Annotated in this window: 19 protein-coding genes, 2 tRNA genes and 1 pseudogene; 9 read left to right on the top strand and 13 right to left on the bottom strand. The window is 62.1% G+C overall.

The genetic code is table 11. From position 1 onward, the window contains the following. Positions 1-17: 17 nt before the first annotated feature. Positions 18-509 (bottom strand): flavodoxin domain-containing protein, encoded by a 492-nt coding sequence (locus H0W47_RS04910; protein ID WP_296921448.1) that lies wholly within the window; start codon positions 507-509, stop codon positions 18-20. Positions 510-624: 115 nt separating this feature from the next. Here H0W47_RS04910 and H0W47_RS04915 point away from each other — a divergent pair, with 115 nt between their 5' ends. The 3 genes from H0W47_RS04915 (at position 625) to boxB (ending at position 4,795) form a co-directional block, all read left to right on the top strand. After that, positions 625-1,509, top strand: a complete 885-nt coding sequence (locus H0W47_RS04915; protein WP_296921450.1) for a helix-turn-helix transcriptional regulator — start codon at positions 625-627, stop codon at positions 1,507-1,509. Positions 1,510-1,641: 132 nt separating this feature from the next. Then, positions 1,642-3,354, top strand: coding sequence for a 2,3-epoxybenzoyl-CoA dihydrolase (gene boxC / locus H0W47_RS04920; RefSeq protein WP_296921452.1), 1,713 nt, complete (start codon positions 1,642-1,644; stop codon positions 3,352-3,354). Positions 3,355-3,358: 4 nt separating this feature from the next. Further along, the gene (boxB, locus tag H0W47_RS04925; protein WP_296921454.1) at positions 3,359-4,795 is read left to right on the top strand and encodes a benzoyl-CoA 2,3-epoxidase subunit BoxB; all 1,437 of its coding nucleotides are present in this window, start codon (positions 3,359-3,361) and stop codon (positions 4,793-4,795) included. A 59-nt stretch (positions 4,796-4,854) separates the two neighbouring features. Here boxB and H0W47_RS04930 read toward each other — a convergent pair. The 3 genes from H0W47_RS04930 to H0W47_RS04940 form a co-directional block, all read right to left on the bottom strand. Next, a tRNA-Arg gene (locus tag H0W47_RS04930) sits at positions 4,855-4,931 on the bottom strand. A gap of 72 nt (positions 4,932-5,003) precedes the next feature. Beyond that, positions 5,004-5,080: transfer RNA gene (locus H0W47_RS04935), tRNA-Pro, on the bottom strand. 102 nt (positions 5,081-5,182) lie between these two features. Further along, complete coding sequence (locus tag H0W47_RS04940) at positions 5,183-6,307, bottom strand: HAMP domain-containing sensor histidine kinase (protein WP_296921457.1); 1,125 nt, start codon at positions 6,305-6,307, stop codon at positions 5,183-5,185. A 170-nt stretch (positions 6,308-6,477) separates the two neighbouring features. Here H0W47_RS04940 and H0W47_RS04945 point away from each other — a divergent pair, with 170 nt between their 5' ends. Further along, positions 6,478-7,179: a hypothetical protein gene (locus H0W47_RS04945; protein ID WP_296921459.1), complete on the top strand. Its 702-nt coding sequence runs from the start codon at positions 6,478-6,480 to the stop codon at positions 7,177-7,179. Positions 7,180-7,269: 90 nt separating this feature from the next. Here the strand turns inward: H0W47_RS04945 and H0W47_RS04950 are convergent, their stop codons facing one another. The 5 genes from H0W47_RS04950 to H0W47_RS04970 all read right to left on the bottom strand — a co-directional run bounded on the left by H0W47_RS04950 (position 7,270) and on the right by H0W47_RS04970 (position 12,807). Then, a complete protein-coding gene (locus tag H0W47_RS04950) occupies positions 7,270-8,529 on the bottom strand; it encodes an acyl-CoA dehydrogenase family protein (protein ID WP_296921461.1) in 1,260 nt (419 codons plus the stop codon). 28 nt (positions 8,530-8,557) lie between these two features. Further along, positions 8,558-9,664 carry a phosphotransferase gene (locus tag H0W47_RS04955; RefSeq protein WP_296921463.1) on the bottom strand — a complete coding sequence of 369 codons (1,107 nt, stop codon included), beginning with the start codon at positions 9,662-9,664 and terminating at the stop codon, positions 8,558-8,560. A 2-nt stretch (positions 9,665-9,666) separates the two neighbouring features. Continuing rightward, complete coding sequence (locus H0W47_RS04960) at positions 9,667-10,392, bottom strand: Crp/Fnr family transcriptional regulator (RefSeq protein WP_296921466.1); 726 nt, start codon at positions 10,390-10,392, stop codon at positions 9,667-9,669. Between the two features lie 113 nt (positions 10,393-10,505). Further along, on the bottom strand, positions 10,506-11,285 hold the full coding sequence (locus H0W47_RS04965; protein WP_296921468.1) for an oxepin-CoA hydrolase, alternative type: 780 nt from the start codon (positions 11,283-11,285) through the stop codon (positions 10,506-10,508). A 1-nt stretch (position 11,286) separates the two neighbouring features. After that, on the bottom strand, positions 11,287-12,807 hold the full coding sequence (locus tag H0W47_RS04970; protein ID WP_296921471.1) for a 3-hydroxyacyl-CoA dehydrogenase: 1,521 nt from the start codon (positions 12,805-12,807) through the stop codon (positions 11,287-11,289). 181 nt (positions 12,808-12,988) lie between these two features. Here H0W47_RS04970 and H0W47_RS04975 point away from each other — a divergent pair, with 181 nt between their 5' ends. Both H0W47_RS04975 and H0W47_RS04980 read left to right on the top strand, forming a co-directional pair. After that, positions 12,989-14,566, top strand: coding sequence for a hypothetical protein (locus H0W47_RS04975; RefSeq protein ID WP_296921473.1), 1,578 nt, complete (start codon positions 12,989-12,991; stop codon positions 14,564-14,566). 202 nt (positions 14,567-14,768) lie between these two features. Next, positions 14,769-15,176 carry a hypothetical protein gene (locus H0W47_RS04980; RefSeq protein ID WP_296921475.1) on the top strand — a complete coding sequence of 136 codons (408 nt, stop codon included), beginning with the start codon at positions 14,769-14,771 and terminating at the stop codon, positions 15,174-15,176. Between the two features lie 90 nt (positions 15,177-15,266). Here H0W47_RS04980 and H0W47_RS04985 read toward each other — a convergent pair whose 3' ends face one another. The 3 genes from H0W47_RS04985 to lexA all read right to left on the bottom strand — a co-directional run bounded on the left by H0W47_RS04985 (position 15,267) and on the right by lexA (position 17,700). Then, on the bottom strand, positions 15,267-16,274 hold the full coding sequence (locus H0W47_RS04985) for a D-2-hydroxyacid dehydrogenase family protein (RefSeq protein ID WP_296921477.1): 1,008 nt from the start codon (positions 16,272-16,274) through the stop codon (positions 15,267-15,269). Between the two features lie 187 nt (positions 16,275-16,461). Further along, entirely contained in the window at positions 16,462-16,854 is a 393-nt protein-coding gene (locus tag H0W47_RS04990) for a hypothetical protein (RefSeq protein WP_296921479.1), read from the bottom strand. Between the two features lie 156 nt (positions 16,855-17,010). After that, positions 17,011-17,700: a transcriptional repressor LexA gene (gene lexA, locus H0W47_RS04995; protein WP_296921481.1), complete on the bottom strand. Its 690-nt coding sequence runs from the start codon at positions 17,698-17,700 to the stop codon at positions 17,011-17,013. Positions 17,701-17,810: 110 nt separating this feature from the next. On the opposite strand from lexA, the gene H0W47_RS05000 reads away from it, so the two are divergent. The 3 genes and pseudogenes from H0W47_RS05000 to H0W47_RS05010 all read left to right on the top strand — a co-directional run bounded on the left by H0W47_RS05000 (position 17,811) and on the right by H0W47_RS05010 (position 19,696). Then, positions 17,811-18,770: an asparaginase gene (locus tag H0W47_RS05000; RefSeq protein ID WP_296921518.1), complete on the top strand. Its 960-nt coding sequence runs from the start codon at positions 17,811-17,813 to the stop codon at positions 18,768-18,770. A gap of 1 nt (position 18,771) precedes the next feature. Then, positions 18,772-19,193 (top strand): annotated as a pseudogene (locus H0W47_RS05005) (hypothetical protein). A gap of 23 nt (positions 19,194-19,216) precedes the next feature. Further along, on the top strand, positions 19,217-19,696 hold the full coding sequence (locus H0W47_RS05010) for a DUF6152 family protein (RefSeq protein WP_296921484.1): 480 nt from the start codon (positions 19,217-19,219) through the stop codon (positions 19,694-19,696). Between the two features lie 62 nt (positions 19,697-19,758). Here the strand turns inward: H0W47_RS05010 and adk are convergent, their stop codons facing one another. Then, complete coding sequence (adk, locus tag H0W47_RS05015; RefSeq protein WP_296921486.1) at positions 19,759-20,415, bottom strand: adenylate kinase; 657 nt, start codon at positions 20,413-20,415, stop codon at positions 19,759-19,761. Positions 20,416-20,450: the final 35 nt, after the last annotated feature.

Here is a 20,450-nt window from a genome sequence, read left to right on the forward strand (position 1 = left end):
CCTTGTTTGACTTGAAGTCAGGTGGTTGTTTCAGTGCTGTCGGTACTGGCCAGTACCTGCGCCAGCCACTGCCGGCACCACTCGGCACCTTCGGTTTCCGGCAGGGTGCCGGCACTGGCGTCGTGGCACCAGACCTCGCCGATGCGCTGCGCACCCAAGCCCTGCAGGCGTTCGTCGAATTTTTTTCCGCCAAAGCAAAAGGTTTGCAGGTAGGTGCGGTCGCCAAGCGCGATCACGCCGTAACGCACGTGGCCGAGGAACTTCGGCTGGCTGTCCAGCGAGTCGTACAGCAAGCGGGCATTGTCGGGAACGTCGCCTTGGCCGTAAGTGGAACTGCAAATGAGATATACCGCATCTTCTTCGGCGGCAGTGTCAAACACCGTGATTTCCAGGCCGTCCATCAGCTGCACCTCGATATCCGCGACCAGGTCGGCGCAATCCATCTCGATCGCCTGCGCCACATAGTCAGCTGTGCTGGTCATGGTGCCCACCAGAATTTTGAGTTTCATTCAGGGTCTCCGGAAAAAATGCAATAAACTGCTTGACGACGAATTCATGTGAAGTATACTGCAATCTTGATCCAGCGCAAATACTTTTCACAAAAAGTGGTGTTCCATGCAAGTCATGTCTGAAACCGAATCCAAAGCCACCCTCGCCGAACTGGGCGCGCGGGTTCGCGCCTGGCGCGCCCGCCGCGGCATGACACGCAAGGCGCTGGCCACTGATTCCGGGCTTAGCGAGCGTTTCCTGGCCGACGTCGAAAGTGGCAAGGGCAATGTCTCCATCAACTCGCTGGAAGCCGCCGCGCGTGCGCTGAACATTTCCATTCTTGACCTGATGCAGGATGCACCACGCCCGGCGCTGGCCCGCGTTCAGGGACTGCTGGGCCGGCTGGACGACACGCAACTGGACCAGGCGTATGCCTTGCTGGGCAGCACCTTTGGCTTGAATGACGCCGCCGGACGCGAGCAGCGGATTGCGCTGATCGGCCTGCGCGGCGCAGGGAAGTCCACGCTGGGCCAGAGCCTGGCAGCCGAGCGCGGCGTGCCCTTTATCGAGCTCGACCGCGAGATCGAGCGTGAAGCCGGCACCAGCATGAACGAAATCCTGCTGCTGCACGGGCAGGCCGGTTACCGCCGCTACGAGCGCCGCGCGCTGTTTCGGATTGCGGAGGACCATGCCGATGGCGTGGTTATGACCACGGGCGGCAGCATTGTCAGCGAGCGCGAAACCTTTGACCTGCTGCAAAGCCGCTTTTATTGCGTCTGGCTCAAGGCCAGCCCCGAAGAACACATGAGCCGCGTGGTGGCACAGGGCGACATGCGGCCTTTCGACAGCACACGCGGCGCGACCAGTGAAGCCATGGACGACATCCGCCGCATTCTTGCGAGCCGCGAGGCCATGTATGCCCGTGCCGATGCGGTGGTCGACACAGCAGCAAGAACCCTCAAGCAAAGCCTGAAAGACCTGGAACGCGCCGTTCCCGTTCCCCAGGCTGCCAGTAACTAAAGATACCCCCAGGAGAAAAGTTATGGAGCGCATGGCGAGGGGCCCCAGCTTGCTGGGGATCGACACGCGGAATGACTTTGGGTGGTCGACACCCAAGCCGTACCGAAACCAACTGAAACACAGGAGACCACGATGAATGCCATGACAGAACCGCTGTTGTTCAAGCAGGTGATTGAAGGCCAGGAGCGCGAGCTCGTGAGCTTTGCCACCCACCCGACCAAATACCAGCACTGGACCTTGAGCGTCGATGTCGCTGAGCCGGACGTTGCGCGTCTCAAGCTCGACATCAATGAAGACGGCGGCATCAAGCCTGGCTACAAGCTCAAGCTCAACAGCTACGACCTAGGCGTGGACATTGAGCTGCACGATGCGATCAACCGCATCCGCTTCGAACATCCGTCCGTCAAGGTGGTGGTGTTCGAGTCGGGCAGGGAAAAAATCTGGTGCTCGGGCGCCAACATCTACATGCTGGGCCTGTCCACCCACGGCTGGAAGGTCAATTTCTGCAAGTTCACCAATGAAACCCGCAACGGCCTGGAAGACTCTTCGCGCCATGACGGGCTGAAGGCGATTGCCGCCGTCACCGGCGCGTGCGCCGGCGGCGGTTACGAGCTGGCCCTGGCCTGCGACCGCATCGTGATGGTGGACGACCGCTCCAGCACGGTCAGCCTGCCCGAGGTGCCGCTGCTGGGCGTGTTGCCCGGCACGGGCGGCCTGACCCGCGTGACCGACAAGCGCAAGGTGCGCCGCGACCTGGCCGACATCTTCTGCACCACCAGCGAAGGTGTGCGCGCCGACCGCGCCAAGGACTGGAAACTGATCGACGCCCATGCCAAGCCGCAGCAGTTCGGTACCTTGCTTGCTACAGAAATAGAAGCGCTCCGCGCACAGTCCACGAGGGCTGCAGCCTCAAAAGGCATTGAACTCACGGCGCTGAAGGTACTGATTGACGACAAGGGTTATCACTACAGCGTGGTCGATGCGCAGGTTGATCGCGCCACCCGCATCGCCACCATCACCATCAAGTCGCCGGCGGCCGCCATCGAGTCCACGCCGGAAACCATTGAAGCCGCAGGCGCCAACTGGTACCCGCTCAGGTTGCAGCGCGAACTTGACGACGCCATCCTGAACCTGCGCACCAACGAACTCGAAGTCGGCACCTGGGTCATCAAGACGACGGGCGACGCCGGCCAGGTGATCCGCATGGACGAGGTGCTGGCCAAATTGAAGGACCACTGGCTGGTGAAGGAAACCACGGGCGCGCTGCGCCGCACCCTGGCGCGCATCGACGTGACCAGCCGCTCGCTGATCGCGCTGGTTGATGCCGGTTCATGCTTTGCAGGGACCTTCTATGAACTGGCACTGGCCTGTGACCGCATCTACATGCTGGACCTGCCCGATTCGCCCGATGCCGCGCCCGCGCTGCAACTGAGCCCGGCCAACTTCGGCTGGTTCCCGGCCGTCAATGGCCTGACGCGCCTGCAGACCCGTTTTTACGAAGACGCAACCACCATCAGCCAGCTTGAAAAACTGGGTGACAGCAAGCTGCGCGCGGACCAGGCGCTGGAACTCGGCCTGGTGACATTGACGCCAGACGACATCGACTGGGACGACGAGATCCGCATCACGCTGGAAGAGCGGGCCTCGATGTCGCCCGACGCCATGACCGGCATGGAAGCCTCGCTGCGTTTCCCCGGCAAGGAGACCATGGAGACACGCGTGTTCGGCCGCCTCAGCGCCTGGCAGAACTGGATATTCATTCGCCCGAATGCGGTGGGTGAGGACGGTGCCCTCAAATTATTTGGAACCGGCAAAAAAGCGAAATTCGACTGGAAGAGGATTTAACACCATGAGCACCATTGACCTGCAAGCCCTGATCCCCAACAACGTCAACCTCGGAGAAAACCGCCAGTTGCAGCGTGCGCTCGAGCACTGGCAGCCAGCCTTCATGAGCTGGTGGGACGAAATGGGCCCGAGTGACTTCAACGCCAAAGAGGTCTACCTGCGCACCGCCGTCGGTGTGGACGCCTCCGGCTGGGCCAGCTACGGCTACACCCCCATGCCCGACTACCGCTGGGGCATCTTCCTGGCGGACAAGGAAGAAAACCGCAAGATTGGTTTTGGTGACCACATGGGCCAGGACGTCTGGCAGGAAGTGCCGGGCGAGTACCGCAGCGCCTTCCGTCGCCTGATCGTCACCCAGGGCGACACCGAGCCGGCCTCGGTCGAGCAGCAGCGCCTGCTGGGCCACACCGCGCCCAGCCTGTACGACCTGCGCAACCTGTTCCAGGTCAATGTGGAAGAGGGCCGCCACCTGTGGGCCATGGTTTACCTGCTGCACGCGCATTTTGGCCGTGACGGCCGCGAGGAAGCCGAAGAACTGCTGACCCGCCACAGCGGCGACGCCGACAAGCCGCGCATTTTGGGCACCTTCAACGAGCCCATGGACAACTGGCTCAGTTTCTTCATGTTCACCTACTTCACTGACCGCGACGGCAAGTTCCAGCTCAAGAGTTTTGCCGAAAGCGCTTTCGACCCGTTGGCGCGTACCACGCGTTTTATGCTGACTGAAGAAGCCCACCATATGTTTGTCGGTGAGACCGGCATTGGCCGGGTGATCAAGCGCACGCTCGAAGTGATGAAGGAACTGGACACCGACAACGTCGATACCCTGCGCAAGGCCGGCGTGATCGACCTTCCGACCATCCAGAAATTCATGAACTTCTGGTTCACCTCCTCGCTGGACCTGTTTGGCTCGGAAGCCTCGTCCAACGCCGCCAATTACTTCAGCAACGGCATCAAGGGCAGGCCCGATGAAGCTAAATTTGCCGACCACGTGGAGCTCGAAAGCGAGATGATTATCCAGGTGCCGGACGCTAGCCCTGGAAATAGAGGCGGCTTGAAAAACGAAACGATCTCAACGCGCAACGGCATGAACGAGATCACGCGCCTCGAGTATGTGAAAGACTGCAATGTTGGCGTGACACGCTGGAACATGGCGATCAAACGCGCCGGCGTGGACTTCGAGTTGAGCCTGCCCAACACCCGTTTCCGCCGCAGCGTCGGTGCCTGGGCCGGCGTGCAGACCGACCCGCAGGGGAAGCCGATCAGCGACGCGGAGTTCGACGCCCAAAAAGACGACTGGCTGCCGACTGACGAAGACAAGACCTTCATCCACAGCCTGATGCAGCGCGTGACCGAGCCCGGCAAGATGGCCGGCTGGATCGCTCCGCCGGACCGCGGCATCAATGCCAACGCGGTCGAGTACGAGTACGTCAAGTTGTAAGCCCCAAGCTTGCCCATCGCGGAAAGCTGATGGCCGTGACGGCTGATGACGTGTGGGAGTGGCCTGCCCGGAGGGGATCGAACCCCCGACCCTCAGCTTAGAAGGCTGATGCTCTATCCAACTGAGCTACGGGCAGAAAAGCGGATACGCGAATGTAAACGCAGATGCGAAAAAAGCCCACACAGGTGAGCTTTTTTGGATCATTCAGTGGTCGGAGTACAAGGATTCGAACCTTGGACCCCCTGGTCCCAAACCAGGTGCGCTACCAGACTGCGCCACACTCCGACAAGTCCGAGATTATAGCCCGAAGCGCGACCCGCTTGGCCGCGAGGCCTCATTTATTTGAGCGACAGGGCAGGGGCGCAGGGGAAAACGCCCGCCCTTGATCTAGCGCATGGGCAAATCGATGGAGAAAACGCAACCCGTGCCCGGCAGATCACGAACGCTGAGTACGCCCTTGTTGGCCTCGACGCTGCGCCTGCATATGGACAGGCCCAGACCGACACCGGATTTGTCTGCGCTGCCTTGTTTGAAGGGCAGAAACAAGTCTTCGGGGTTGCCAGGTGGCAGGCCCCCGCATTGATCCTGCACGTCAATGCGGATGCGGTCCCCAACGACGTGAACGGTCAAGGATACGCGCGTGCCTTTTTGGGTGAACTTGAAGGCGTTTTGAAGCAGGTTGCCGAGTGCCGAAGCCAGCGATTCTTCGTCCACATCAACGAAGATTGCGGGGTCGACGTCCGTCACCGAAAGCTCGCAGCCGCGGGACTGGGCTTCCAGCGACGCGGTGGATGCCATGGTGGCAATGAAATCGGCCAGGTTGACGCGCCCGGAGTGCGGCGGCAAACTTGCCTTCATCCGCACATCGGCAAGCGAGTGATCGACGATGTTCTTGAGGGTCAGCAGGCTGCGGTCCAACACGCCGCCAGTCGCTCCGGAAAATCCCACTGCGCCAGCCTTGATATAGCTGACGGCAAGCATGGCGGTATTGATGTGATTGCGCAGTTCATGGGCAACAAAGCCCAAGCGTTGATTCAGCGCCTGACTTTCCCTGTCGTCGCTGATCATCTTTCTGCGGTTTGAGAACTCTGTCACTGCGTCGGCAATGCCGTTGTCCAGGCAGCGGTTCAGGGTGCGAAATTCCTCGGTCTCGATGGGGGTGCCGAGTTCGGAGGCGAGGTCGGTGATGGCCTGGCACAAATCGCCATAGTCGTGAACCACCTGCTCGACCGTGAAACCGTTCAGTGACAGTTCCCGGCCATGGCGCGTGGCCGCTGCGCCCAGCTCCGAAAACTGTGAGGGACCGCCAGGCAGGCCCGAGACCGCCATGCTCTGCTGGACTGGGGCTGCTGATTGCTCCATTTCCAGGGTCTTGATGACCTGATCCAGGAAAAGTGGTATGCCGAACTCCAAGTCTTTGTTGTTGGCGCTGGACGCGGACCTTTTGGCTGTTTTGGCGATGCAGCGATCAATCAGTGCGTCACGGTGGAGGGAAAGAAATTCGTGGAGCATCCCCAACCGTACCCTAATGTGCTCCGGTGTTACTGTGCGCCAGCGCACCAAGCGCCCGTTCTTTTTTGTATCAACACGCGAGCTTCGGGCATTGGCTGTAAGCAAAACCTGGTCGTCGGCGCAGCGTTTCAACCTATGATGTTTGCTCGATGTCAACGAGAGCTGCAACCATGTTTGATCGACTGAAAAAGGTCCTCGCGCGCAGTAAGTCCGACCCGCAGGGCGACCTGCCGCCCGAAAGCACGCCCGCCCTCTCGACTGTTTCTGTGTGGGCGGGCACCCAGGGTTTCAGCTATTTCCACCAGGACAAGGAGCAGGGCTTTCTGCTGACCGGGCAGGTGCGCGGCAAGCCCTGGAAGCTGGAATGCGGCCCTTCGTCGCGTGACTACATTCTGGGCGAAGAATTGCGCGCCCGGGCGGAACTGGGGGTCAATGGCGATGCTGCGGTGCTTATCATGAACCGCCCGCTCAAGGAATCCCTTGAAAAGCGCGCCTACGCGATCTACACGGATTCGCTGCAAACCACCGCCGACCCCAGCCTGCTTGAAGAGATGCGCTGGCTGGCCATGTACGAGGAGTTCGGATGGAGCGACCTGGTGCCGGAGTTCTGGGAGCGTTACACCGTGCTGGCCGACCAGCGTGAACATGCGCTGGCCTGGATAGACGGCAATCTGGCCGAATTGCTGTTGTCCTGGCCGGTGCCCGGCCCGGATGCAGAGACGCCTTTCATCCTCATGCTGCTGCGCGGCAAGGCCTATTTGCGCATGCAGTACGTGTCTGGCGACATCGCCACTTTGCAACATGCCGCAGTGATCTACACCAGTGCATGCGATGCGGCGCTGGGTGGTCTAGGCACCGACATTGTGCTGTAGCAAGCTTTTGTGAGCAGAAAGTGCCACCAGCCCATAGCAGACGGGCGGCGCCAGCTCACATTTTGATAGCGTTTTCAAGCAGCCATCAGATCAGCTCCCGCGCGTGACGGGCATCTCCACCTCGCCCGGCATGGCCAGGTGTTTGGCCAGTTCCAGCTTGGCCAGCGAGGCGCGGTGCACTTCGTCCGGGCCGTCGGCCAGGCGCAGGGTGCGTTGATGGGCGTAGGCATAGGCCAGCGGAAAGTCATCGGACACGCCGCCGCCGCCGTGAGCCTGGATCGCCCAGTCGATGATCTGGCAGGCCATGTTGGGCGCGACCACCTTGATCATGGCAATTTCTGCCTTGGCAACCTTGTTGCCGACGGTGTCCATCATGTAGGCGGCTTTCAGCGTCAGCAGCCGGGCCTGATCGATCATGCAACGGGCGTCGGCGATGCGTTCGTGCCAAACCGACTGGCGCGCTACGGGCTTGCCGAAAGCGATGCGGGTGTTCAGGCGCTTGCACATCAATTCGAGTGCGCGTTCGGCAATGCCGATGCTGCGCATGCAGTGGTGGATGCGTCCGGGGCCAAGGCGGCCTTGCGCAATTTCAAAACCACGGCCTTCGCCAAGCAGCAGGTTGCCCACCGGCACACGCACATTGGTCAGCCGCACTTCCATGTGGCCGTGCGGCGCGTCGTCGTAACCGAACACGCTCAACGGGCGAATCACTTCGATGCCGGGCGCATCAGCCGGCACCAGGATCATGGACTGCTGCTCGTGACGCCCGGCGTCGGGATTGGTTTTGCCCATCACGATGTAGATGGCGCACCGCGGGTCCCCGGCGCCCGACGACCACCACTTCAGGCCGTTGATCACGTAGTCGTCGCCATCACGCTCGATGCGGCACTGGATGTTGGTCGCGTCGGACGAAGCCACTTCGGGTTCGGTCATCAGGAAGGCGGAGCGGATCTCGCCCTTGAGCAGCGGTTCCAGCCAGCGGTCCTTGTTGGCTTCGGAGCCATAACGCGCAATAGTTTCCATGTTGCCGGTGTCGGGCGCCGAGCAGTTGAAGATTTCCGGCGCAAAGGGCACGCGGCCCATGATTTCACACAGTGGCGCGTATTCAAGGTTGGACAAGCCTTCGGGTGCACGCGGCGAATGCGGCAAAAACAGATTCCACAGGCCGGCGGCGCGCGCCTTGGGCTTGAGTTCCTCGATCAGCGTGGTCGGGATCCAGGCATTGCCTTTGGCGCGGTTCTCGGCAATTTCGCGGAAGAAACGCGCCTCGTTAGGGTACACATGCTGGTCCATGAAGGCCAGCAGACGGGCCTGCATGTCCTGGACCTTGGGGGTGAAGTTGAATTCCATGTAGCTATCTCCTGGGTAAAGGGGTTCTTTAGTCGGGCTTGTGGCCAGACTGGCTTTTTTGCGCAAAGTCCCAAGCCATGCGGGCGAGGGCCGGCGCGCCCTTGGCCGAAGCCACGGCCTGGGCGCTGGCAGCGGTGCCGGTTTCGACGCGTTTGGCAATGCCCTGCAAAATCGCCGCAAGGCGGAACAGGTTGTAGGCGAGGTAAAAATTCCAGTCGGCCTTGATCAGCTCGGGGCTGGCAAAACCGGTGCGTTCGCAGTACAGACGGATGTATTCGGCTTCGCTCGGGATGCCCAGGCTGACTACATCCAGGCCGCCGATGCCGCGGAAAGCGCCGGGCGGAATGTGCCAGGCCATGCAGTGGTAGCTGAAGTCGGCCAGCGGGTGGCCCAGGGTGGACAGTTCCCAGTCCAGCACCGCCAGCACACGCGGCTCGGTCGGGTGAAACATCAGGTTGTCGAGCCGGAAGTCGCCGTGCACGATCGAGACCATGGCTTCGTCACGGGCGCTGGCCGGGATATTGGCCGGCAGCCAGGCCATCAATTGATCCATTTCGGGAATGGGTTCAGTGATGGATGCGGTGTATTGCTTGCTCCAGCGGCCGATCTGACGCTCGAAGTAGTTGCCGGGTTTGCCGTAGTCGGCCAGCCCGCGCTCGGCGAACTTGACCTTGTGCAAGGCCGCGATCACGCGGTTCATCTCGGTATAGATCTCGGTGCGCTGGGTGGTCGTCATGCCGGGCAGTGCCTGGTCCCAGAGCACGCGACCTTCGACAAACTCCATCACATAGAAGGCGCGGCCGATCACGGCTTCGTCTTCGCAAAGGCAGTACATCTTCGCCACCGGCACATCCGTGCCTTGCAGGCCGCTCATGACCTTGAATTCGCGCTCGACCGCATGGGCCGAGGGCAGCAGCTTGGCCACAGGCCCTGGCTTGGCGCGCATCACGTAAGCGCGGGCCGGCGTGATCAGCTTGTAGGTCGGGTTGGACTGGCCGCCCTTGAACATCTCGACGCTCAGCGGTCCCTGGAAACCCGGCAGGTTGTTCTCGAGGTAGCTGCTTAATGCGGCAATATCGAAGGCGTGCTGACTCGAGACTTCACGCGTGCCCAGGAAGTGGTCAAAGTTGCCCATACTTATTTTTCCAGGTCGGATTCAGAGATGCGCAGCAGGGCTTCGCGGTTGCGCACCACCAAGCCGCCCGGCTCGATGCGGATGGTGTCCTCACGCTCCATGGCCTTGAGTTCCTGGTTCACACGCTGGCGCGAGGCGCCCAGCAATTGCGCCAGTTCTTCCTGCGCAAGCTGCAGGCCGATGCGCACTTCGCGGCCGTCGCTGAGGCTGCTGACGCCGTAGCTGCGCACCAGGTGCAGCAACTGCTTGGCGAGCCGTGCGCGCAAGGGCAGGGTGTTGAGGTCTTCCACCAGGCCGTACAACTGGCGGATGCGGCGCGCGTGCAGGCGCAGCATGGCTTCGTAGAGCTCCACATGCATGGCCAGTATCTTCTTGAAGTCGGCCTTGGCCACACACAGGATGGTGGTTTCGCCATGGGCATAAGCGTCGTGCGTGCGCCGGTCGCCGTCGAAAATCGCCACGTCGCCGAACCAGATACCGGGCTCCACATAGGTCAGCGTGATCTGTTTGCCCGAGATCGAGGTTGAACTCACACGCACTGCGCCCTTGGCGCACGCAATCCATTGCTCTGGCGGGTCGCCCCGGGCGCAAATCAGCTGGCCATCCTTGAAACGTTGGACGAAAGCGCATCGAAGTATGTCGTGCCTGAGTGAAGGGGATAGGGAAGAAAACCATCGGCCACCATTGATGGCCTCTCTTTCGTCTATCGTAAGAATGGGATCGTCCATGGCCTGTCTTTCGGGTGACTCGGAATCGGCCTATTGTCGCGCCAGAGACGGCGCTGCCGGCGCTCAGCTGTCGCCTCGGTGTCCCTGCGCGGTGCAGTTTGTCTGCCGCGAGTTCAGTCGTAGCGAGGCGTGCGCTTTTCCAGGAAGGCCGAGATGCCTTCGCCGCCGTTGGGATGGTGCAGGTTGCGCACGAAGTGCGCGCGTTCGGCGTCCATCTGCTGGCCCAAGGTGTTGCCTGCGGCTTCGTTGACCAGTTCCTTGATGCTGGCGAGTGCATTGGGCGCGCGGGTGTTGAGGGTGTCGGCCAGCTTCAGCGCTTCGCTCAGCGCATCGCCCGCCGTGACGCAGCGGTTGACCAGCCCGAGCGCCTGTAGCCGTGCGGAACCGATGCGCTCGCCGCACATCAGCAACTCGGCGACCAGGGCGCGCGGGAGGGCGCGGCTCAAGGTCCAACTGCCGCCGCCGTCGGGCGACAGCGCCACGCTGCTGTAGGCCATCACAAACACCGCGTTCTCGGCCGCAACCACCAGGTCACAGGCCAGTGCAAGGGAAAACCCGGCACCTGCCGCGGCGCCTTCAACCGCTGCAATCACCGGCTTGGGAAAGGTGCGTATCGAATCGATCCAGCTGTGCAGGCAGTTGATGCTTTGGGCCTGCACCTCCTGGGGCTGCGCGCGGTTGGCTAGCAGCCGCTGCAGGTTGCCGCCCGCGCAGAAGGTGCTGCCTTCACCAGTGATGACCACACTGCGAATCTCCGGGTTGTTTTCGGCAGCGTTGAGCGCTTCCACACCGGCGGCGTAAATTTCCGGGCTCAGGGCGTTCCTGAAATCCGGGTTACTCAAGGTCAGCACCAAGGTGGCGCCGTCGCTGGTGCTTTTGAGTGCGCCCGCCATGTCAGGACTCCTGATGAGTGAGGCTCAAACCGATGGCGCCGCGCCGGCGCAGCCATGGGGAAGGGCGGTAACGCGGATCGCCGTAGACCGTCTGCATGTTGAAGAGGACTTCCAGGATGTTAGTGGGGCCGTAGCGGTCGCCCATGGCTAGCGGCCCCAGGGGATAGCCTAGCCCGAGCGTCACCGCCGTTTCGAGGTCTTTCGGAGTGCAGATGCCCTGCTGGCAGATGTCACTGGCGATGTTGACGATGGTGGCGATCACGCGCTGCGTGACGAAACCGCCGCTGTCGCGGACCACGCTCACGGCCTTGCCGTCGCGCGCGAACAGGGCATGCGCGGCGTCACGCATGTCGCTGCGGGTGGCCGGGTTGGTGGCCAGCACGCGCCGCTTCGTTGCCGCATCGTCAATCAGCATGTCGATGCCGATGGTGCGGGCCGGGTCCAACCGCTCGACCACTGCCACGGTGGTGATGTCAAAACCCAGCGGCGCCACCAGCACCAGCGCAGTCATTGAGGGCGAGGCGCCGGTTTCTATGTTGGCGCCCAGGTTCTTGAGCAGTTGCAACAACTCCGAGCGCCGCGCGGCACGAGGCGAAACCCAGACTGGCGGTATATCAGTGACAGCCGGCACGGGGGGCTCCGGCGAGGTCTGCGCGGCGCCGTCCTCATAGCGGTAAAAACCTTCACCCGTCTTGCGGCCCAGCAGGCCCCCCGCCAGGCGCTGCGCGGTGATGACGCTGGGTCGGTAGCGCGGCTCGTCGTAGTACTGCTGGTAGACCGATTCCATGACCGGGTGCGACACATCCAGCGCCGTCAGGTCCATCAGCTCAAAGGGCCCCAGCTTGAAGCCAGCCTGGTCCCTGAGGATGCGGTCTATGGTGGCAAAGTCGGCAATGCCTTCACTGACGATGCGCAAGGCTTCTGTGCCGTAGCCGCGCCCTGCATGGTTGACGATAAAGCCGGGGGTGTCCTGGGCCTGCACCGGCGTGTGACCCATTTGGCGCGCGTAGGCGGCCAGTGCCTCGCAGGTCGCAGCGTCTGTCTTGAGACCGGCAATCACCTCGACCACCTTCATCAGCGGGACGGGGTTGAAGAAGTGGTAGCCCGCAAAGCGTTGAGGGCGTTTCAGGCCAGCCGCAATCGCCGTGACCGACAGGGAGGAAGTGTTGGTTGCCAGCACCGACTGCGGGGAAACCACCTCTTCCAGCGACAGAAACAGTGACTTCTTGACGTCCAGGCGTTCGACCACCGCCTCCACCACCAGGTCGCAGTCGTGCAGTGCCTCCAGGGCGTCCACAGGCAACAGGCGTGCCTTGTAGCTCGCGGCGAGTGTTTCGTCCAGGCGCCCCTTGCCTACCAGTTTGTCCCATTGCATCGAGAGGGCCTCACCTGCCTTGGTCGCCGCATCGGCCTGCGTGTCGTAAAGTTTGACCAGGCTGCCAGCCTGGGCGGCGAGTTGGGCAATGCCCCGGCCCATGGCGCCTGTGCCGACGATGCCGACGGTTTTATAGAGTGCATTCATGGAAAAGTATTATCACGCAGCCCCGATCAGGGGGAAGTTCTCCTCGGGCCGGGTGAATAGTGCCAGTGCCGCGCGCGGAATGTTGCGCGGCACTGGTACGGGGGTAAACTTGTCCGACAGGTTCATGCGTTTGCGGTGAACGATGAGATTTTTTTGTATCGGTCATGCCAGAATCAGCTCAGTGAAAAACTTTTTCCATTCGCTCAACCCACGCACGCTACTTGCTGGTGTTTTGGGCCTGTGCGCGGTTTTTGGCGCCATGGCCATCTCGCTGGGGCCCAACACCCGTTCGGCGGTGCTGGGGCAGCCGCTGGATCTTTCAGTCAAGATGATGCTGGACAAGGGCGATGATGCCAATGCCCTGTGCCTGGATGCCAGTGTTTTTTATGCGGATCGGCAACTGGACAAAGCACAGGTTCGCGTGACGGCAGAGAAGTCCGCCAATTCGCAGGAATCGGTGATCCGTATCCGCGCCGATGCGCCTGTGGAGGGGACGGTGGTCACGGTTCACCTTCGCGCCGGATGTGCCCAACAGGCGGTGCGGCGTTATGTGGTGCTGGCGGCGGCCAAGGCGCAGCCCGCGGGCGGGGAAAGCCCGGCGATCCAGCTCCTCACGACCCCTCCGGCGCCGGCCATCGCCGCCAGAAACCAGGACCAGTTGCGCGAACTCAGTCAGTTGCGCGAGGAACTTGCCAAGGCGCAGACAGCGCTCGCCGACACCAGGGAGCAGCTCCGGACCGTGCAGACTCAGGGTTTCCGTAAGGAACTGGTGTTTGGCGTGGTCGGGTTGCTGTGCCTCACGTTTGCGGGGCTGCTTTTTCTCTTGCGGCAGCGACCGCGCGATCCGGCGTTGACCGAAGGTGGCTCCGGTCTGATGCCCGAAGCAGGCGTGACCAGCGCTTCTGGCGCGGAGCTCGGCATCAACGAATCGTTGTTCGATGAACTCAGGCGCCCGCCCGCCCGTACTACCCGAGCCGTGCCTGATTCGATTCCGCCCCTGGCCAAGCAGGATCGGGCCAAATTTTCGGTCAGTATCCCCTTTGTTCCGCGCACTGTGCGGGTCCCGGAGATTTTCGACTTGCAACAGCAAGTGGAGTTTTTCAGTTCGCTGGGGCAGCAGGCCAAAGCCATTGCGTTGCTTCGCAGGCATCTGGTGGACAACGTGAAGACCAGCGCGCTGGTTTATCTGGACCTGCTTGACCTCTACCACCAGACGGAAGACCGGGAGGCGTACGAAGATCTGCGGGCAGACTTCAACAGCGTGTTCAAGACCGGAATTGCGTCGTTTGATGACTACACGGCGGTGGGGAGCAACGTGGCGGCTTACGAAGATGTGTTGGCGCGTATCGAGGCCGTCTGGCCGAAGCGTCGCGTGTTTGACATCATCGATAACGCGCTGTTCCGTGAGCCGGGTAATCCTGCCGAAGTACTGGACCTGGAGGCCTATCGGGAATTGCTGCTGCTGCATGCGGTGGCCAGGGAGATCATCGATCTGCAGGCCGATCCGACTGACAGCGGAAACACGCAGTGGCCCGACCTGGCCATGCAGCCGAGGTCCTCGCCGCGGCTGGGCCTGGACATCGACTTGAGCGAGTTCGCGGCCAGCGACAATCCGGTTGCTGCCCCCGGTAGGCGGTCCCGAGCGCCGCTTGCTGCCGCTGCAACGCGCTCGGGCATGGAGCCCACGGTGTTCGACTCCCTCGTCGATTTCGATGACTACGACACGGGATTTCGTCCGGACGGCTTGGACAAATCCTGAACGGCCCCGACCTGGCAGTAAGCCATGCCGCCGCGCAACACACGGCTGCGCAAGACTTCACGCTCCCACCTTGTGTTAACCCTTGGCTGCAGCATCCGCAGCAGGCGTGTCAGAATGTAAAATTGTCATTTACCCTGCGATTGCGTGTGAAAACCGGCCTTTGATTGTTGCTTCGATGCTGTTGGGTACCCTATCCGGCAGCATGGCCGTCTCCCTTGGACGCAGCACCGGTGCGACCCTGCTGGGCCGGCCACTCGACGTCAGTGTGCAGGTTGATCTGGATTCGGCGGACGCCGGCGCGCCATCATGTGTCGAAGCCGATGTTTTTTATGCCGACGATCGCATCGCCCCCTCGCGCGTACAGGTCAGCCTCCAAAGAACGGCGGCGTCGCAGGATGCGCGGATTCGCATCCGTGTGGCTGCAGCGGGCATGGGCCTGGCGACAGTGGCGGGGGATGCGCTGCCGGTGATCGAGGATCCGCTGGCAACGCCCGGCGGGTCGGCCCAGGCGCTCGACATCGACTTGGGTGCGCTCGACGGGGAAAATGGGGCAGCCAGGGTAGAACCCACCCCGCTCCCCGGGGTAACCTCATCGACTTCGAGGCGTTGACGCTGGCTTTGCCAGCGCGTTTGCCCAGTTCCAAGACTGACCGCACGACAGGTCACTGACCCCGGCGGCGGGGCGTCCGGTGCCGGCCGGCTAGCGCCTCACCTGCAGTGCGCCCGGGTTGACGATGTTGGTAGGCGTGCCCTTGATGAAGTTGACGACGTTGTCAAACGCTGCGCTGAAATACATTTCGTAGCTGTCCTGCTCCACGTAGCCAATGTGCGGCGTGCAGATGCAGTTTTCGAGGCGCAGCAAAGCGTGCCCCTGCAGGATGGGCTCGGACTCGAACACGTCCACCGCCGCCAGCCCGGGCCGCCCGCGGTTCAGTCCGGCGATCAGTGCTTCCGGCTCGATCAGTTCGGCGCGCGAGGTGTTGACCAGCACGGACGAGGGCTTCATGCGCGCCAGGTCTTCGAGCGTGATAGCGCCACGCGTGTCGTCCGCCAGGCGCAGGTGCAGGGTCAGCACGTCGCTGTCCTGAAAAAACTCACCCTTGGACGAGGCAACTTCAAATCCGTCTGCTTGCGCGCGGGCACGCGACGCCTGGCTGCCCCAGACCAGCACACGCATGCCAAAGGCGCGTCCATAGCCGGCAACGATCTGGCCTACCTTGCCATAGCTCCAGATGCCCAGTACCTTGCCCTTGAGCACCGAACCGATGCCGAAGTTGGGCGGCATGGACGCATTTTTCAGGCCGGCATGTTGCCAGGCGCCGTGTTTGAGGTGAGACACATAGTGTGGGATGCGCCGCATCGCCATCATGATCAGCGCCCAAGTTAGTTCGGCAGGTGCCGTGGGCGAACCGACGCCCTCGGTGACCACGATGCCGCGTTCGGTGCAGGCGCCGACGTCGACATGGCTGCCGACGCGGCCAGTCTGCGCGATCATCTTGAGTTTGGGAAGTTTTTCGATCAGCTGGCGGTGCAGATGGGTGCGCTCGCGGATCAGCACGACCACATCAGCGTCCTTGAGCCGCACGGAAAGCTGGCCTATGCCCTTGACGGTGTTGGTGTAGACCTTGGCCTGGTAGGCATCGAGTTTTGCGGCGCAGGCCAGTTTGCGCACCGCATCCTGGTAGTCGTCAAGGATCACAATATTCATGCCGATATTGTGCCTGCAAGTTCTGCCGCGACGGGGCGCGCGCCTCGCCAGATGTAGCAGATTGCAATGACCGCGACAGGGGGCGCAGGCATTCCTGCACCGCTGTCATAGCACGAATCTGGCGCACCCGAAGCGCGGGACAGTTCGTGCTGTGTTGTCGCCATCGCGGCGACAACACAGCTTCGGTTCAGGCAGCCCGCGCCAGCGCGGCTTCCCGCTGGGTCATGCGGTCCAGCTCGGCGCACACGTCGGCCATACGGCCTGAGATCACCATGCGGCCGGCGCAAGAGGGGCTGATACCGGCTTCAAATTCCCGCACGACTTTGAGTCGGCGCGGCGCCGCAGTCCTGGCCATATTCTGGCAATGTTTTCTGCCTGTAGCCCCCGCCGGTCGGCCGTTTGTAGCTATGTTTTTTGTAGTGATTGAGTCATTGGCGGCAGGGCGCTGGAAGGGCGGCATCGGGCTGGAAGACGGTGCGTTGACCCCGGACCGGGCTGGCACCCATAAGGCGGCCAGTGACTGCAGCGGCGCGAGCAGGACAGACAACAGCGGTGAACGTGAAAAACCGGCGATTCCCATGAGAACTCCTGAGTTAGAGCTAAACACAGGCAGGATTCAAAAAACACATCCACTGCAGCAGGGTGTTGGCCAATGATCGGCCAAACGCCCGCCACCTGCTGCGCGGACAAAAGCTGCGGACTGCCACCAGGCAGTGCCATCCGCATGCTGATGCACCTACATCAGCATGGTGTTGCGGATCAAACCGACCGCCAAGCCTTCGAGCTCGAAAGGCTCACCGGGCTCGACCACAATGGTCTTGAAGTCAGGGTTTTCGGGCAGCAGCTCGATCAGGTGCTTGTTGCGACGGAAACGCTTGACTGTGACCTCGTCGCCAAGGCGGGCCACAATAATCTGGCCGTTTTTGGCCTCTTTGGTTTGCTGCACTGCCAGCAGGTCACCGTCCATGATGCCGGCATCACGCATGCTCATGCCACGCACCTTGAGCAGGTAGTCGGGCTTGCGCTGGAACAGGCTGCTTTCGAAATAGTAGGTGTGGTCCACGTGCTCCTGCGCGAGAATGGGGCTACCAGCAGCAACCCGCCCCACCAGAGGCAGGGCGAGTTGGGCCAGGCTTTGCAACGGCAGGGAAAACTGTTTGATACGAGATTCGTTGATGGAGCGCAGGGTGTCGCTACGCAGACGGATGCCGCGCGAGGTGCCACTGACCAGTTCGATCACACCTTTGCGCGCCAGGGCCTGCAAATGTTCTTCGGCGGCGTTGGCAGACTTGAAGCCCAGCTCGTTGGCGATTTCTGCGCGGGTTGGCGGCGCACCGGTGCGCGCAATGGCGCTCTGGATCAGTTCCAGGATCTGTTGCTGGCGTGCAGTGAGTTTGGGCATTTCCGAAAAATCAGTGAGGCTCATGGCGTAGGCTCCTAGGTAAACAGTCGCCAGCTTGATTGTCAGTAGGCTGTTTTAATATCCAGTAGCTGTATTTTCATCCAGTTTTTTAAGGATTGCAAGTGTCTGGCGAAATGAAGAGCAAAAAGATTGTGATTCTGGGCACCGGCGGCACGATTGCCGGCACCGCAGCCGACGCCGGCGACAGCCTCGGCTATACCGCCGCACAGGTCGGCATTGAACAGCTTGTCGCTGCATTGCCAGCGCTGGCAGCCACTGGCTGTGAACTCCTGAGTGAGCAGGTGGCCCAGATCGACAGCAAAGACATGGACGTCGCCATCTGGCACGCGCTGGCGCGGCGCGTGGCGCACTGGCTGGCGCAGGACGAGGTGCAGGGCGTCGTCATCACACACGGTACCGACACGCTGGAAGAAACCGCTTTTTTTCTGCAGGCGGTGCTCGATCCGGCCAAACCGGTGGTGCTGACCTGTGCCATGCGACCGGCGACGGCGCTGGCGCCCGACGGGCCGCAGAACGTGCTGGACGCCGTGGCCGTCGCGTCGCAGGCCGGGGCACGGGGTGTGGCAGCGGTCTGCGCCGGCGTGATTCACGGGGCCATGGACGTGCAGAAAGTTCACACCTATCGCCTTGATGCCTTCAGCTCCGGCGATGCGGGCCCACTCGGGTATGTCGAGGCTGGCCGCCTGCGTTTATTAAGAAATTGGCCCTCAGCCCCCGTGTTGAATGGGGTATTAGCTATCAAAAATATAGCGTTTGACGCAATCCACAGGCCTTGGCCACGTGTCGAGATTGTCATGAATCACGCTGGCGCTGACGGCCGCGCCGTTCGCGCGCTGGCCGCCGACGGGGTGCAGGGTCTGGTGGTGGCGGGCACGGGTAACGGCACCTTGCACCATGCGCTGGAGGCGGCCCTGCTGCAAGCGCAGACGCAAGGCGTGCGGGTGGTGCGGGCGACGCGTTGCCTCGAAGGCCGGGTGTTGCCCCACGCCGGCGATGTTTTTGCCGACTCGCAGGGTCTGAGCCCGGTCAAGGCGCGAGTGGCGCTGATGCTGGCGCTGATGGACCCCGCCTGAGATGTTCGAGTCGCTGCGTTCCCACGTCTGGGCCTACCCCGCGCTGGAGGTGGTGCACATCATCGGCATCGCGCTGCTGCTGGGCAACCAGGTACTGCTGGAACTGCGCGTGTTCGGCTTGGGCGCGGCGCTGCCGGTCAAGGCCTTGTCGCGGCTAAGCCTGGGGCTTGCGCTGGCGGGTTTTTCGGTGGTGGCCGCCTCCGGCCTGCTGATGTTCGCCTCGCAGCCGGCCGAGCTGCTGGCGAATCGGGCGTTCACACCCTGAAGATGCTGCTGTTATTGACGGCGGGTTGTAATGCAGCCTGGTTTCATGGCCGCGGTTCGCTGGCCAAGCTTGACGGCCTGGCCCGGGCGCAGATGGCGGTGTCCACGCTGATCTGGGTGGCTGTCGTGGCCTGTGGCCGATGGATTGCCTATGTGTAAGTTGGACTGACACGGAGAGAAAAATGAAGCGACGTGATCTGCTGAAAGTCTCCCTGGCCCTGCCTGTGGCAGGTGTTGCCCCCTGGGCCCTGGCCCATCACGGCTGGAGCAGTTTTGACCAGGACCGCCCGATTTACCTGGAGGGCAAGGTGACCAAGGCCATGTGGCGCAACCCGCATGCGGAACTCGAACTCGAGGTTTCTCCCAACCTGAAACTGCCGGATGATCTGGCGCAGCGGGCCCTGCCGCCGCAGAGCGCGCCTATCGACGGCAGGGCGCTGCTGGCCAAAGCCATGGTGCCCACGCGCAAGGACAAACGCTGGGAGATTGAGCTTGCGCCGCTGACACGCATGCAGGCCTGGAAAGTGCCCGAAATCAAGGCAGGTGATCAGGTGGCGCTGCTGGGTTTTACCTTTGCCGGTGAAAAGGGAGAGGCGATCCTGCGTGTCGAGTACCTGTTTGCGGGCGGCAAGGTTTACGGCCTGCGCTCCAGTCCGGCCTGAAGTCGCTGCAAGCCCAATGAAAAAGCCCGTCATGGACGGGCTTTTTGCTTTCCCACGAAGGCTCAGTCGGCCAGCGCCTTGAACGCGCGCACCGTGATCTCATCGACGCCCCCCATGCCGCTGATGGCGCGGTACTTCGGTGCAGCCGCAGGTTCGGCCTGGGCCCAGTTCGAGTAGTACTCAACCAGCGGACGCGTCTGCGCGCTGTAAACCTGGAGGCGCTTGCGCACGGTATCTTCCTTGTCATCCTCGCGCTGGATCAGCGGCTCGCCGGTGACGTCGTCCTTGCCCTCGGCCTTGGACGGGTTGAACTTGACATGGTAGGTGCGGCCGGACGCCGGGTGCGAGCGGCGACCGCTCATGCGTTCGATGATGGCCTCGAAAGGCACATCGATCTCCAGCACATAGTCGAGCTTGACGCCGGCAGCCTTCATGGAGTCGGCCTGAGGCAGGGTGCGCGGAAAGCCGTCGAACAGGAAACCCTTGCTGCAGTCAGGCTGGGCAATACGGTCTTTCACCAGGTTGATGATCAGGTCGTCGCTGACCAGTCCACCCGAGTCCATCACTTTTTTGGCTTCGACGCCCAGCGGTGTGCCGGCCTTGACGGCAGCGCGCAACATGTCGCCGGTGGAAATCTGGGGGATGCCGTATTTCTGGCAGATAAAGGTCGCTTGCGTTCCCTTGCCCGCGCCAGGCGCGCCCAACAAAATCAGTCTCATGGATGTCCTCGAATCTTTATGAATCTGCAGGTGAG

The sequence above is a fragment of the Polaromonas sp. genome (genome assembly GCF_013817205.1).
Classification (GTDB): Bacteria; Pseudomonadota; Gammaproteobacteria; order Burkholderiales; family Burkholderiaceae_C; genus Polaromonas.